15 protein-coding genes and 1 pseudogene are annotated in these 14,184 nt (G+C 69.6%); 10 read left to right on the top strand and 6 right to left on the bottom strand.

Annotated elements, in window-relative coordinates; translation table 11 throughout:
• Window positions 1-5: 5 nt before the first annotated feature.
• Window positions 6-173 (bottom strand): annotated as a pseudogene (locus ACFXGJ_RS00805) (Tn3 family transposase); the annotation flags it as partial.
• Window positions 174-218: 45 nt separating this feature from the next.
• On the opposite strand from ACFXGJ_RS00805, the gene ACFXGJ_RS00800 reads away from it, so the two are divergent.
• Entirely contained in the window at window positions 219-515 is a 297-nt protein-coding gene (locus ACFXGJ_RS00800; RefSeq protein ID WP_378615462.1) for an antibiotic biosynthesis monooxygenase family protein, read from the top strand.
• Between the two features lie 308 nt (window positions 516-823).
• On the opposite strand, the gene ACFXGJ_RS00795 is transcribed toward ACFXGJ_RS00800, so the two are convergent.
• On the bottom strand, window positions 824-1,288 hold the full coding sequence (locus tag ACFXGJ_RS00795) for an SRPBCC family protein (protein ID WP_378615460.1): 465 nt from the start codon (window positions 1,286-1,288) through the stop codon (window positions 824-826).
• A gap of 158 nt (window positions 1,289-1,446) precedes the next feature.
• Here ACFXGJ_RS00795 and ACFXGJ_RS00790 point away from each other — a divergent pair, with 158 nt between their 5' ends.
• Window positions 1,447-2,034, top strand: a complete 588-nt coding sequence (locus ACFXGJ_RS00790; protein ID WP_378615458.1) for a TetR/AcrR family transcriptional regulator — start codon at window positions 1,447-1,449, stop codon at window positions 2,032-2,034.
• A gap of 28 nt (window positions 2,035-2,062) precedes the next feature.
• Here the strand turns inward: ACFXGJ_RS00790 and ACFXGJ_RS00785 are convergent, their stop codons facing one another.
• From ACFXGJ_RS00785 to ACFXGJ_RS00775, 3 genes are all read right to left on the bottom strand, one after another.
• On the bottom strand, window positions 2,063-2,386 hold the full coding sequence (locus tag ACFXGJ_RS00785; protein WP_378615455.1) for a PPOX class F420-dependent oxidoreductase: 324 nt from the start codon (window positions 2,384-2,386) through the stop codon (window positions 2,063-2,065).
• 52 nt (window positions 2,387-2,438) lie between these two features.
• On the bottom strand, window positions 2,439-2,900 hold the full coding sequence (locus ACFXGJ_RS00780; RefSeq protein WP_378615453.1) for a nitroreductase/quinone reductase family protein: 462 nt from the start codon (window positions 2,898-2,900) through the stop codon (window positions 2,439-2,441).
• A 69-nt stretch (window positions 2,901-2,969) separates the two neighbouring features.
• A complete protein-coding gene (locus ACFXGJ_RS00775; RefSeq protein ID WP_378615451.1) occupies window positions 2,970-3,593 on the bottom strand; it encodes a hypothetical protein in 624 nt (207 codons plus the stop codon).
• Between the two features lie 336 nt (window positions 3,594-3,929).
• On the opposite strand from ACFXGJ_RS00775, the gene ACFXGJ_RS00770 reads away from it, so the two are divergent.
• The 7 genes from ACFXGJ_RS00770 (at window position 3,930) to ACFXGJ_RS00740 (ending at window position 12,899) form a co-directional block, all read left to right on the top strand.
• Complete coding sequence (locus tag ACFXGJ_RS00770; RefSeq protein WP_378615449.1) at window positions 3,930-4,979, top strand: hypothetical protein; 1,050 nt, start codon at window positions 3,930-3,932, stop codon at window positions 4,977-4,979.
• 159 nt (window positions 4,980-5,138) lie between these two features.
• A complete protein-coding gene (locus tag ACFXGJ_RS00765) occupies window positions 5,139-5,798 on the top strand; it encodes a response regulator (protein ID WP_378615447.1) in 660 nt (219 codons plus the stop codon).
• A 91-nt stretch (window positions 5,799-5,889) separates the two neighbouring features.
• Window positions 5,890-6,471 carry an FxsA family protein gene (locus ACFXGJ_RS00760; protein ID WP_378615445.1) on the top strand — a complete coding sequence of 194 codons (582 nt, stop codon included), beginning with the start codon at window positions 5,890-5,892 and terminating at the stop codon, window positions 6,469-6,471.
• A 6-nt stretch (window positions 6,472-6,477) separates the two neighbouring features.
• On the top strand, window positions 6,478-8,055 hold the full coding sequence (locus tag ACFXGJ_RS00755) for an amidohydrolase (RefSeq protein WP_378615443.1): 1,578 nt from the start codon (window positions 6,478-6,480) through the stop codon (window positions 8,053-8,055).
• A complete protein-coding gene (gene lnt, locus ACFXGJ_RS00750) occupies window positions 8,045-9,646 on the top strand; it encodes an apolipoprotein N-acyltransferase (protein WP_378615441.1) in 1,602 nt (533 codons plus the stop codon). Before ACFXGJ_RS00755 ends, lnt begins: the two co-directional genes overlap by 11 nt.
• Window positions 9,647-9,701: 55 nt before the next feature.
• Entirely contained in the window at window positions 9,702-10,493 is a 792-nt protein-coding gene (locus ACFXGJ_RS00745) for a polyprenol monophosphomannose synthase (RefSeq protein WP_378615439.1), read from the top strand.
• Between the two features lie 45 nt (window positions 10,494-10,538).
• A complete protein-coding gene (locus ACFXGJ_RS00740; protein ID WP_378615437.1) occupies window positions 10,539-12,899 on the top strand; it encodes an amino acid permease in 2,361 nt (786 codons plus the stop codon).
• Between the two features lie 83 nt (window positions 12,900-12,982).
• Here the strand turns inward: ACFXGJ_RS00740 and ACFXGJ_RS00735 are convergent, their stop codons facing one another.
• Window positions 12,983-13,321 (bottom strand): RNA polymerase-binding protein RbpA, encoded by a 339-nt coding sequence (locus ACFXGJ_RS00735; protein ID WP_142100533.1) that lies wholly within the window; start codon window positions 13,319-13,321, stop codon window positions 12,983-12,985.
• A gap of 386 nt (window positions 13,322-13,707) precedes the next feature.
• Here ACFXGJ_RS00735 and ACFXGJ_RS00730 point away from each other — a divergent pair, with 386 nt between their 5' ends.
• A complete protein-coding gene (locus tag ACFXGJ_RS00730) occupies window positions 13,708-14,040 on the top strand; it encodes a hypothetical protein (protein ID WP_378615435.1) in 333 nt (110 codons plus the stop codon).
• Window positions 14,041-14,184 lie beyond the last annotated feature (144 nt).

Here is a 14,184-nt window from a genome sequence, read left to right as displayed (position 1 = left end):
CGCCCCCGCAACCGGGGCAGCCGCTTGAACCCCAGCAGTTCGGTGAACGCGAAACCGACGACCGCCGCGCCGGGCGTCTCAACGTAATTGGCTTCGATCCCAGCGTCGGTGCAGTGCCGCAACCAGCCCTCGATCGTCGTCGCCACCTCCGAGCTGGAGCACGATTTGAGCTGGGGTAGATGCGCACGCGGTTGGGCTGCGGGGGCTAGCATTTGACGATGATCCTCGAGCACGCACCATTGCAGGTGAAGCCCGGTCGAGGAGCAGAGTTCGAAACGGCTTTCAGCCACGCCGAGCGGATCATCTCCGGTATGCCCGGGTTCCGGCGCCTCACCCTGTCGCGATGTCTCGAACGGCCCGATTCGTACCTCCTGCTCGTCGAGTGGAACACCCTCGAAGACCACACCGAAGGGTTCCGTCGGTCAGCGGAGTATCTCGAGTGGCGGCGGCTGCTGCACCACTTCTACGACCCGTTCCCGACGGTTGAACACTATGAGCAGGTCGCGGAGGCCTAGCGCGTCTGCTCCTTCGTGAGGGTTCTCAGCCCGATGCGCACCGCCGAAGGACCACGCCCGTGGGGGTAGGCGACTGCACGATTGTCGCAGGGGCGGCCGGCCCGCATCACTGCCGACCAGCACGGACGCCGCAATGTCCAACCCCGCTGGAGTCTGCGCGCGCTGACCAAGGACCTGCAGACCCCCGATCATCTCCTCGATGCCACGATCGAAGCCCCGGTCGGCCACCCTCACCGCCGTTGCCGTTGCCGTTGCCGCTGCCTTGCTGTCGCGTTGACAGCAGTGGCCGCGGTGATCGCGCGGGCGGGTCAATCGAGTGTGCGGGCGCGCCGCTGCGCTTCCTGGACCAGGTTGTCGGCAAGCCCCCCGAGGAATCGCACGAGAAACCGCCGCCACAGCCATCCCGTTCCCGGGACCCGCTCGATGAACTCACCCGACCACCGCACGGTGGTGGTGCCGTCGCTCCGAGGAAGGAACTCCACCCGGGATTCGTAGTCGCGCACGGGCCATCGGCTCAGTATCCGATAGCCGTGCACGTGGGGTCGATCGTCGACGGTGACTTCCTCCGGCGTCTGGAACCGTTCGGTGCCGACCAGACGGACTCGGCCCACGACGTCCTCGCCTGCGTCGGGTGCGCCGTCGCGCCAGGCCGCGTAGGTGATCGGGGACCCGGCCCAGTCCGTCCACGATTCCGCGTCACGCAACAGATCGAACATCACCGCGGCCTCGGCTCGCCCGCTTCTCTCCAGTACATAGCTGAACTGTCGCCCCACAGTGATCGACTTCCTTCCCACCTCGGTGGCATCCGCTCGATGCGCGTTCGCCGATAATAGAAGCGTCTTCTATTATCGGGGGAGATATCGACGAGGGAGATGTGGTGTGCGGCGAGACGTTTCAGAGGGCGCGCACCCCAGCCCAGCGCGCGCAGCGAATGGAGTCTGTTCTCGCGGCGACCAGGCGCCTGCTCGCCGATGCCGATGTGACGACTCTGTCGTTGGGGGCGATCTCCCGCGAGGCGGGCTTGGCGAGTTCGAACGTGTTGCGTTACTTCGGATCGCGCGAAGGACTGCTCCTCGATCTGATGGACGCGGAGTACGGCCTGTGGCTACCGGTTCTCGACGCGACGTTCGATGGGGTGGTCGCCGGCGTCGACATCGATGGGGTCGCCGCCACGGTGGCCGCCACCCTCGCGGAGCGGCCGCTGCTCTCCCGGCTGATCGCGGCGTCCTCGGAGTTGCTGCGCTACCCGATGCCGAACGAGGCACTCGAGCGGTGCCGTGGGCAGGGGCGGCGAAATCAGACCGAGCTGGCGCGAATCCTGAGCGGTGCGCTCGAAGTCACCTTGCCCGAACGGGACCAGTCCTATCTGGTCGCCGGGCTGCACGCCGTCGTCGCCGCCGCGTCCGGCTGGTCGGCCCAGGCCGCGTTCCCGGTCGACTTCGAGACCGCCGCCCGCAGCCTGCTCGCCATCCAATTCCAGGGACTGGTAGTCAGGGCCGGGCATTCGGACACCGAATAGCATCGGTGGGCTGTCGCCTGATTCGGCGTCATCGGACGTCTCGGCTGTGGATCTTCAGGCGTTGAACGTCACCGGTGGGGTCGTTGACGGCGAAGCTGATGAGCCGGTGGGGCCGCCACGGGTTGACCGAGGCCAGGTCGTCGACGACGACGGCGACGCGCCCGTTGTCGGCGACGTTGCGGAATTTGCGGCTGGCCGCCGTGTTGCGTCCGGCGATGTCGATGGTGTCGGTGCGAGCGTTGTACCGGAATCCGACAGGGCTGACCTGCAGAGTGCCGTCGGGTTGAGCGGTGGCGAGCCGTCCGAGCGGCTGGCCGGCGAGGTAGTGCAGTTCGGCGTCGGTGAAAGCCATTGCGATCCTCTCCTCGTGAATACGGATCGGCGGGTGCACCGGTCCGAGCGTGTCATTGCCGGGGCGTGAGGCGGATGATCGGGAGTTGCCGGTCTGTCTTGCGCTGGTACTCGGCGAACCGTGGTGCGGCGGTCGTGATCTGCATCCAGGCTCGGTCGCGTTGTTCGTCGTGGAGTTGTTCGGCGGTGACGTCGTGGGTTTCCCCGGCCAGTTCGATGCGAATCTTGTCGGGGTTGGCGGCGATGTTGTGGTACCAGGCGGGATTCCTCGGTGCGCCGGCGGCGGAGGCGACGATCAGCCAGCTGCCGTCCTCGCCGGGGAACCAGCCGACGGGGGTGCGGCGTTCGGTGCCGGTTCTGCGGCCGACGGTGGTCAGCACGAGAGCGTTCATGCCGCCGAAGGCGGTGCCTGCCTTGCGGATTCGCCTGCCGGCGAAGCGGTTCAGCCATCGCAACACTGGTCCGGCCTTGGGCTGGCGCGCGCCGGTGGTGCCGTCGGGGGTGTCGAATGTCATCGCGGCCTCTCTGTCGTGGGTGTGGGTAACGCCGTCAACGGCGTCGAGATCCACGACGCCAACGGCTGTCTACTGCACCCGTTCCGTCAGCTGACCAGCCCTTCCGCGGGCCGCTCGTTCGACATTTCGCTTGAGTACGGCCATCATTCGCGCCTGCATGATCCAGACAACCGGGGGGAAGATCCAGTAGGAGACCAACCGTCCAAGCCATCGGGGGCGGAGGACTTGATAGCCGCCGATCACCAGACGTGTGCGCCCGCCGGGCAGTTCATTCAGCAGGAAGCCCCAGAGCCCTTCCGTGTAGGACGACGGCCGTGGCCGCCGGGGATCGAGGCTGCGGCCTCGTAGATCGCTCAACCCACGCAGTCCGAGGAATCGATTCGGTTCGACCGCCACAACCTCCCACGCGTCCACAGGACCGTGGCGGCGTGTCCAGTACTTCACACAGTCGCCGAGGTCGATGTCCTGCCACTCGGCGTGGACCCTTCGAGCACTCGGACGACCGGCGTTGTCGAGGCGGTCCCAGGAGTACCACCCCCCACGATCCCCGCCCAACTGCACGAGCCACGGCCAGACCTGAACTGGCGGCGCGTCGATCGTGACGGCCATCGTCGCGCCCCTCTCGCCGTCGGGGATCAGGTCGGCACCGGGATACGGCCCGGCCACCTCCTCGTCGGTCGAGCCCCAACGCATGAGCCGAGGGCACACCCAGGCTCGATAGACGACGGCTGCCGTCCCGGCCACACATGCGAACTTGCGCCCGAATGTCACACGACAAGCATCGGTGGCCCGGCATCGCCTCGCAAGGGACCCGGGCGTTGTGGCGCCCAGTCAGGGGTCTCGTTTTTTCACACCCCTATTCAGAGACGGTTCCGCGCGCGATTCCGACTCGGATACTCCTCCGCCGGTAACTCACGATAAGTGGGGATTATGACGATCAAGATTCATCATTTCATTACCCCGCACGTAACGTAACCTGACACGTAACGTTACTAAAAGACAGAACTAGCGCCGAGCAGGGGAGTGCACGTGAACACCGAGGACGCGAAGGACGCCGGCGCCGCCGAGGAGCCGAGGGCGCGACCGGGCCGACCCCGTCAGTACGCCAGCGACGCGGACCGTGTCCGGGCCTTCCGGTCGCGCCGAAAGGCCCGTGAGCAGCAGGGAGAACTCGACGCGCTCACGACCGCCACACCGAGCGAGGCCGTCGGGGTCCTCGAACGGACACTCGAGGACCTCCGAACCGTCACCACCGCCTCGATCGAGCAGTTCAACGTGTTCGCCCGGCAGATCACCGCGGCCGTCGACAAGCTCAGCGACCCGGACACGCTCGACGTGGCACTGCATCGCGCGACCGTCGAACTCGCACAGACGAAGGCGAAGTACGAGGCGGATCTCGCGGAACTACGCGCACGCCACGAGGCCGCGGTCGAGGACCGGGCCAACGCCGAGGCCGCGGTCGACGCGGTCGACGCCGAACTCGATGCCGCGGTCTCGGATCACCGGCTCGAACTCGAACGACTGGCCGCGGACCACCAGGAAGAGCTCCGCAGTCTCGACGAGACGCACGCCGAGGAGCTGACGGCCGCAACCGAGCGGACTGCGGCCGTCGAGACGGACCGCGACACCCGACTGGCCGCCGCGGCAGCGGAACTCGACGGCCTGCGCGGCCGGCTCCGCGAGGCGCAGACCCTCGCCGAAGCGGCCGAACGACGCGCCGCGGCCGCCGAGCAGTCCGCGGCCACCTCCGAGCAGCGCGCCGAACAGGCCGGCGCGGCGGCCGAACAACGCCTGACACAGGTGGTCGCCGCGGCCGAGCAGCGCATCGCCGACCTGCGCGCCGCAGCCGAACACGCCGCCGGCACCGCCGCGGGGACGATCACCCGGCTCGAGAAGTCCGTCGACCACGAGCGGGCGGCGGCGACCGCGGCCCGCGAACGCGCGGACACCCTGCGGGACGACCTCGAGCGCTCGCGACTGGACGCGCACGAGGCGCGCGGTGCCGAGGCGGCACTACGCGAAAAGGTCGACGAGCTCCAGCTCCGAACGAGGGACTCGGCGGGTAAGGACGCAATCTGACGCGAACGACGTCGGCATGGCCGCACCCGGCGGCGAACACCGGATTCCGGTCACCCCGGGGCTCGGCACCTGCACGGTTCCCTGAGTCGATGCAGCGAGGTCGGCATCGACTGCGTTCGCACCCGCCACCGGCGGTCCCGGGCGGACTAGGGTGTTCGCGTGCCGATCACCGTGCTGCTCGTCGACGACCAGGAACTCATGCGGATGGGTTTGAAGATGGTGCTCGACGCACACGCGGACCTCGCGGTGGTCGGTGAGGCCGCGGACGGCGCCGCGGCGATCACCGAGGCCCACAGGCTCGAACCGGACGTCGTGCTGATGGACGTCCGGATGCCCGTCGTCGACGGGGTCGCGGCCACCGAGAAGATCATCGAATCCGGCTGCCCCAGCCGGGTTCTGGTGATGACAACGTTCGACCTCGACGAGCACGCGCTCGGCGCGTTGCGGGCGGGAGCGAGCGGCTTCCTGCTCAAGGACACCCCGCCCGAGGACCTCGTCTCGGCGATCCGCAGCGTGGCCGCCGGGGACGCGGTCGTGTCGCCGAAGGTGACGCGCAGACTGCTCTCCCGCTTCCTCTCCGAGGACCCCGTGCCCGCCCGGGCGCCGGAGGTCCTCGACGTTCTCACAGACCGCGAGCGAGAGGTGCTCGAGCACCTCGCCACCGGGCTGTCGAACGCGGAGATCGCCACCGGACTGCACCTCTCGGAGGCGACGGTCAAGACGCACGTCGGCCGGATTCTCACCAAGCTCGGGCTGCGGGACCGCGTGCAGGCGGTGGTGCTCGCCTACGAGACCGGCCTGGTCACACCCGGTTCGTAGGCCGGCCACCGGCGGTGCCCGAACCGTCCGGGAGAAAATCGGGCGCCCCGCGCGTTGAACGGGGCAACAGAGCCTCTCGAAAGGATCGGCAATGATCCCGGTGTTGTTCCTGCTCTACGTCGTCGTCGAGGTCGCCGCAGTGATCGTGGTCGGCAACGCGATCGGCGTGGGCTGGACCATTCTGCTGTTCGTGCTCGGCTGGGCGGTCGGCGCGTGGCTGGTCCGTTCGCAGTTCCGCCGGGTGTTCGAACAGTTCCGCCAGGCTGGAAGCGGAAACCGGTCGGCCGGTGGCGCGGTCGCCGACGGCGCGCTCGTCGCGGCGGGGACCGCACTGCTGATCGTCCCCGGCCTGGTCACCTCCGCACTCGGCCTGCTGCTGCTGATCCCGCCGACCAGGCGCGTCCTGCGGCCGCTGGTGCTGCTGTTCGGCGGCCGCAAGATCGGTCTCGCCACCGCGGCGGGGACCGCCGGTGCCGGGGTGTACGCGCGGACCCGGCGTCACACCGTCGTCGACGGCGTTGTGGTCGAGGACACGATCGTCACCGAGACCGTGGGCGACCCGTTCGGCGCACCCGGCCAGGACTACCGGCCGGGCGAACTCCTCGCGATTGAGGGCGAGGTCATACTTCCCGATCCCGGTGCGGAGCAACCGCGCCACGGGCGGGCAGACTGACCTCTCGTGACTACGCAATTGTTGGTCGGTGGCCGGATCTACAGCCCGACCGCACCCGACGCGACCTCGATGGCAGTGACCGACGGCACCGTGGTGTGGGTCGGCGAGGACCGCCCCGGACGCGCCCTGCACCCCGACGCCGAGATCGTCGAGCTCGACGGCGCGTTCGTCGCGCCCGCCTTCGTAGACACCCACGTGCACACGACCGCGCTCGGGCTCGCGCTGACCGGCCTCGACCTGAGTACCGCCCGTTCGCTGCGTGAATGCCTCGACCTGGTCCGGGAGTACGCCGCCACCCACGACGACGCCGTCGTCTGGGGTCAGGGCTGGGACGAGACCGCCTGGACCGACTCTGACCGAGGCCCGAGCACCGCCGAACTGGACACAGTCGCGCCCGGCCGCGCGGTGTACCTCTCCCGCATCGACGTCCACTCCGCGGCCTGCTCGACCCCGCTGCGGGAGGCCGCCGGCACGCCCGGCCAGGACCCGGTCACCGCCGACGACCACCACCGCGTCCGCTCCACCGCGCGGCATCTGCTCACCCCCGACCAGCGTCGACGCGCCCGCGCCGCGGCGCTGGACCACGCCGCCGCGCACGGCGTCGCGGCCGTCCACGAATGCGCGGGGCCCGACATCGCGGGCCGCGACGACCTCGCCGAACTGCTCGCGCACCCGCACGGCGTGGAGGTCCGCGCCTACTGGGGCGAGGCGGTCACCAGCCCCGAGGAAGCGACCGCGCTGCTCGCGCAGACTGGGGCGCACGCCCTCGGCGGCGACCTGTTCGTCGACGGGGCCATCGGCTCCCGGACCGCGTGGCTCAGCGAGCCCTACGCCGACCGGCCCACCACCGGCAGCAGCTACCTCGACGTGGATGCCGTCGCCGCGCACCTGCGCGCCTGCACCCTTGCCGGCGTCCAGGCGGGCTTCCACGTGATCGGCGACGCCGCAGTCGGCGCGGTGGTCGCGGCCTTCGAACGGGTCGTCGCCGAGCTCGGCGGGCCGAAGGTGGCCGCGTGCGGTCACCGCCTCGAGCACGTCGAGATGATCACTCCCGACCAGGCCGCCGCGCTCGGACGCTGGGGCGTCGTCGCGGCCGTGCAGCCCGCGTTCGACGCGCTGTGGGGCGGGCCGGACGGCCTCTACGCCCGCGCGCTCGGCGCAGAACGCGCGCGGACCATGAACCCGTTCGCCGCGATGGCCTCGGCCGGGGTGTCGCTCGCCCTCGGTTCGGACGCCCCCGTCACCCCGGTCGACCCGTGGTCGATGCTGCGCGCCGCCGTCGACCATCACACCGAGGGCCAGAGCCTCTCGCCACGAGCCGCGTTCTCCGCCGCCACCCGCGGCGCCTGGCGGGCGGGTGGTGTCCGAGACGGACTCGCGGGCACCCTGGTCCCCGGAGCGCCCGCGTCGTACGCGATGTGGGACGCAGGCGAACTCGTGGTCAGCGCGCCCAAGGACACGGTGCAGCGGTGGTCGACGGACCCGCGGTCGCGGGTGCCGGCGCTGCCACGCCTGGAAGCGGGCGCACCGACGCCCGTGTGCCTGGCGACCGTGCACCGCGGGGCCACCATCTATGCACGCTGATCCGGCGACGGCGGAGCAGACCGCCCGGTCCCGCGCCTGGCCGCCGATCCTGCGCGACGCCGTCGCGGCGATCTGCTCCGGCCTGCTGCTGTTCGTGAGCTTTCCGCCGCGACCGCTGTGGTTCCTCGCCCCCGTCGGAGTCGCGCTGCTGGTGCTGGTGCTCACCCGGTGGGGTGCCGACGGCCCGGCCCGGCGCTACCGCGCCGGTTTCGGCTACGGGTTCCTCGCCGGCCTCGGTTTCCTCGTTCCCCTGCTGCCGTGGGTGGGGGAGTACGTCGGGCCGGTGCCGTGGCTCGCGCTCGCGACCGCCGAGGCCGTGTTCGTCGGACTCTTCGGTGTGCTCGTCGTCGCCCTCGCCCGACTGCCGCTCGCGGCACTGTGGCTGGCGTGCGCGTGGTCGTTGACCGAATGGCTGCGATCGAGCGTCCCCTTCGGCGGATTCCCCTGGGGCCGACTGGCATTCGGACAGTCCGAGGGCTGGCTGCTGTCGATCGCCAGCATCGGCGGAGCGCCGCTGCTCAGCTTCGCCGTCGCGCTGACCGGCACCGGACTGGCCGCGCTCGGCGTCGCGCTCGTGCGTGATCGCAGCCCGCGCCGCTGGCTCCCCGCGGCCGCCGTCACGCTGGCCGCGCCGGTGTTCGCCGCCGCACTCTGGCCCACCGTTCCCGCAGCCGACGCCACCGATCCCGGTGCAGGCGACCGCACGATCACCGTCGCCGCGATCCAGGGCGGCGTCCCGCGGCTCGGACTCGAATTCAACGCGCAGCGCCGCGCCGTGCTCGACAACCACGTCCGCCAGACCATGCGACTGGCCGACGACGTCGACGCCGGCCGGCAGCCGCGCCCCGACGTCGTGATCTGGCCGGAGAACGCCTCCGACATCGACCCGCTCCGCAATTCCGACGCCGCCACCGAGATCGGCGCCGCGTCCCGGGCCGTCGGGGCACCGATCCTGGTCGGGGCGGTCCTGGTCAACGGCGACGGGACGACCACCAACTCCGTCATCGTCTGGGACGACGTCGACGGCCCCCAGGAACGGCACGACAAGAAGATCATCCAGCCGTTCGGCGAGTACCTGCCGTACCGCGGGTTCTTCCGGCACTTCTCCTCCTACGCGGACAAGGCGGGCAACTTCGTGCCCGGTAACGGCAACGGCGTCGTGCACGCCGCCGGAATCCCGATCGCGGTCGCGACCTGCTACGAGGTCGCCTTCGACCGCGCGCTCACAGAGGCAGTCCGCGCGGGCGCGCAGATGATCGCGGTCCCCACCAACAACGCGACCTTCGGCGACACCGAGATGACGTACCAGCAGCTCGCCATGTCGCGGGTGCGCGCCGTCGAGCACGAACGCACGGTCGTCGTCGCCGCAACCTCCGGGGTCAGCGCGATCGTCGGCCCCGACGGGTCGGTCCTGCAGTCGTCGTCGCTGTTCACGCCCACCACGCTGGTGGCGCAGGTGCCGCTGCGCACCTCCACTACGCTGGCTACTCGACTCGGCCCGATTCCGGAGTACGCGCTCTGCATCGCCGCCGGGCTGGCCCTCGCCGTCGCCGTGCTGCGGCGACGCAGGTCGGCCGCGTCGCTCGACTGACGGCGTGGGATGTGAAGCGGATGGAAACCAGCCCCGGCTGGCGGAGAGGATCTAGATGAGCCCAGGCACGCCGACCGAGAACACGTCGAACCAGGACGCACCGAGCGCGCACACCTTGGTGATCATTCCGACCTACAACGAGCGGGAGAACATCGAGCTGATCATCGGCCGGCTGCACGGCGCCGTGCCCGGCGCCCACGTGCTCGTCGTCGACGACGGCAGCCCGGACGGCACCGGCGAGATCGCCGACAAGCTGGCGGACACCGATCCCGCAGGCCGGATCCACGTCATGCACCGGACCGAGAAGAACGGTCTCGGCGCCGCCTACCTGGCCGGGTTCCGCTGGGGTCTCGACCGCGACTACCGGGTGCTGGTGGAGATGGACGCCGACGGCAGTCACGCACCCGAGCAACTGCACCGGCTCCTCGACAGGATCGACGAGGGCGCGGACCTGGTGGCCGGCTCGCGGTACGTCCCCGGCGGCGCCGTCGTGAACTGGCCCAAGCGTCGCGAGATCCTCTCCCGCGGCGGCAACGTCTACTCGCGGCTCGCGCTCGGAGTCTCGATCAAGGACATCACCGGCGGCTTCCGCGCCTACCGCCGCGAGGTGCTCGAGGCGCTCGACCTGGATTCGATCGAGTCGCACGGCTACTGCTTCCAGGTGGACCTGGCCTGGCGGTCGATCCAGCACGGCTTCACGATGGTCGAGGTGCCGATCACGTTCACCGAACGCGAGTTCGGCGAGTCCAAGATGGACGGCAACATCGTGCGGGAGGCCCTGCTCAAGGTCACCGTGTGGGGGATGCGCAACCGCTGGAACAAGGTCCGGGGACTGTTCGGCAAGTAGCGGCACCGCTTTACCGCGGTCACCTCGCGGGGTGACGATGTCCTGGTGACGTCGAAGGACGGATCGACCAGACCGCCGGACCTCCTGCCCGAGTCGGTCGGCTACGCGTTCAAGCGACTGTTTCTCGGCAAACCCCTGACCACCGAGAAACTCGAGACGGAACGGCTCTCCAACCCGATCGCCCTGGGCGTGCTGTCCCCGGACGCCATCTCCTCGTCCGCGTACGGCACCGAGGAGATCCTGATCGAGCTGCTGCCCTATGCCGGGCTCGCCGCCTTCACGCTGCTGCTGCCGATCACCGGCGTGATCCTGGTGATCCTGGTGCTGGTGGCCGCGTCCTACCGGCAGGTCGTGATGGCGTACACGCGGGCCGGCGGTTCGTATGTCGTCGCCCGGGAGAACTTCGGTCCGCGGGTGGCCCAGATCGCGGCCGCCGCACTGCTCATCGACTACGTCGTCACGGTGGCGGTGCAGACGGCCGCGGGCACCGTCGCTGTCGCGTCCGCCGTCCCCGCGCTCGGCCCCTACCACCTCGAGATCACGGTCGGGGTCGTCGTCGTCATGTGCTACGTGAACCTCCGCGGCCTGCGCGAGGCCGGGCGACGATTCGCCGTCCCCACCTACTTCTTCGCGACCATGATTGCGCTCGTCATCGTGGTCGGTGTGGTCCGGGAGCTGGTGTGGGGCCTGCCGCAGTACGACCCGGAGAACATCGTCGGCGCGGTGCCGGTACACCAGGGCAACGGTCTCGTGATGGGCGCGACGGTGCTGGTGGTGCTGCGAGCGTTCGCGAACGGCGGTTCCTCACTGACCGGTGTCGAGGCGATCTCGAACACCGTCAGCTACTTCCGAAAGCCGGAGGGACCGAACGCCCGCCGCGTGCTCACCGTCATGGCCTGCATCCTCGGTTTCCTGGTGGCCGGCGTCTCGTATCTGGCGTACGTCACCCACGCGACGCCCTACCGGGAGGGCTATCCGTCGGTGTTGTCGGAGGTGACACGCACGGTCTTCGGCGACGGCGTGACGGGCCACCTGCTGTACGTGCTGGTCCAGATCTCCACCGCCGCCATCCTGTTCACCGGAGCGAACACCAGCTTCAACGGGTTCCCCGCGCTGGCGAACTTCGTTGCCGAGGACCGGTTCCTGCCGCGGCAGCTGACCAAACGCGGACACCGACTGGTGTTCTCGAACGGCATCATCGTGCTGGCCGTGCTGTCGGTTGCGCTGCTCGTCGGGACCGGGGGGACCGTCAACGCGCTGGTCCCGTTCTACGCGATCGGGGTGTTCACCGGCTTCTCGATGGCCGGCTACGGCATGACCAAACACCATCTGACCCACAAGGACCCCGGCTGGCGGCACAAGCTCGCGATCAACCTGTCCGCGGGTGTGCTGTCCACCGTCGTGGTCGGCATCTTCGCCGTCGCCAAGTTCACCGAGGGCGCGTGGCTGGTGGTCGTGGTGTTCCCGGTGCTGGTGTTCGTCCTGATCCGGCTCAACCGCGAGTACCGGGCCGAGGCCGCGATCCTCGAAACCTTCCGCACCGACCGGCCCGACCAGGTCAACTACGCGCGGCACCGGGTGTTCGTGATGGTGAACTCCGTCGACCTCGCGGTGCTCGAGGCCCTGCGCTACGGCCGCGGTCTGGGCGCGGACAGCCTCACGGCCGTGCACTTCATGATCGACGCCGCTCATGCCGAGCGCCTGCGCACCCGATGGGACCACCTGCAGCTGACGACCTCGCTCAAGATCGTCGACTGCCCCGACCGGCGGATCCCGCGCGCCACCCAGCAGGTGGTGCTCGAGGCGCTGACGCAACACGCGGACACCCACGTCACGGTGCTGCTGCCGCGCCGCAGCTACGCGCCGCTGCTCGGCCGGCTCCTGCACGACCGCACCGCGGACAAGATCGCTCGGGCCGTGAGCCGGATCCCGCACGCCGCGGCCACCATCGTCCCGTTCGACGTCCAGTCCCAGCTCCAGCAGGCCTACCCGGACGAGTTCGAGGAGCGAATCGCTCGGCGATTCGACGGACTGCAGGCCCGGATCGCGGGCGACGAGCTGTCGCAGATCGACACGTACGAGCGGCCGGTGAACCCGCCCTCGACCAGCGAGATCGGCACCTTGAGAGCGGGGCGGCGGGCGACCGTCCAGGGTCGCGTCCACGAGATCCGCGACGACACCACCGGCAACGGAACCGCCGTCGAGGTCGAGCTCGGCGACAGCACCGGGACCCTCGACGTGCGGTTCACCGCGACCCACGGCGGGGAGGACATCTTGACCGGCCAGTTGCTGCGGGTCACCGGGGACCCGCAGCGGTCCGGGGACCTACCGGTGCGCATGGTCGATCCCGTCTACACGATCGTCGAGTCACCCGGCGGCGCCGTGACGGACGACGCGAGCCCGTGACGCGACGATGCCCCGGAGGTGACCCTCCGGGGCATCGTGCGCTGTATTCAGCAGTTGAACTCAGGCTGCAAACGCCGGATCCGCTACGCTCCGCGACGCTTGGTCTTCAGCAGGTCGAGGCGCTCCTTGAGCAGCTCCTCGAGCTCCTCCACCGAGCGACGCTCGAGCAGCATGTCCCAGTGCGTGCGCGGCGGCTTGACCTTCTTGACCTCGGGCGCCGCACCCTCGAGCAGGGTGCCCTCGAGGCCGTTCTTGCACAGCCACGTACCGGGGATCTCGGCCTCGTCCGCGAACGGGACGTCGAACTCCTCGCCGTTGTCGCAGCGGTAGCGAGCCATCCGTCGGGGGGCCAGGTCGTGGTCGCGGTCCGTCTCGTAGCTCACCGCTCCGAGCCGGCTCCCTCGAAGTACGCGATCTGCCATGGTGGTGTCCTCTCCTCGGCTGCCCTACACAAAAGCTTGTTCACACGCGAGTGCGCCGGGTTCGGCGGACCGAGCGTTCCCACTCAGCTACAACGACACGTGCATCCAATTGGTTCCCGCGTCCGGCTGGTTACAGTGCCCGGCGCAAGCCCAACTCTTCCATCTTACTCGGTCGGGTGGACCGCACCGAACACCGCTCGCGGGTCGGCTGCCCGCGAAACAGCACGTCACCTCGGCGCAGGTGCGGCGGCGAGGGTGGTCGAAGTCCACCCCCAGGGTCCCTGTCCGGCCGACCCGCGATCGGGAATTCTCGTGGAATGCAAACACAGACGCCACTGCCCAGGGGAGCACCTCGTGTCCGGCCGTCGCACAGTAGGGTGACCGATGTGGCTGGCACCTCTCGCAGACCGGAATCGTGCGTGTGGTGTGGCCGCCAGGTCCCCGACATCGGAATCGGCCGCCGCCGCCGCTACTGCAGGCAGTCCTGTCGGCAGCGCGCGTACGAACAGCGAGCAGCGGTCCGGGGCACGTCGATCGCACCCGATTCGATGGTGTTGACCGCCGTCGAGGCGACCGCGGTGATGGATCGAATGTTCGAGGTTCGATGTGCAGCCGAGGACGTCGCGACCGCCGCGACCGAGGGCGCCTCCCCGGACGAGATCGCGACGTTGTGCGCGACCCTGGTTCGTCTCGCGCACGAGGCCGAACGCTTCCGCTGACACCGAGTCTTCCGAAACTTGCGGCCAATTCGCCGATCTCGCTAACGAAGCGACTCGTCGTATCGATAAAAGTGAAGACGGCACCGGCGCGTCCCGATACCCTGAAATGGCAGTCCGCAACACGCCGATGGTGAACCGTAACTG

The sequence above is a fragment of the Rhodococcus sp. NPDC059234 genome, assembly GCF_042754225.1.
GTDB lineage: Bacteria > Actinomycetota > Actinomycetes > Mycobacteriales > Mycobacteriaceae > Rhodococcus_G.
Note: the sequence above shows the minus strand (reverse complement) of the source record. Positions and strands in the feature narration are given on the sequence as shown.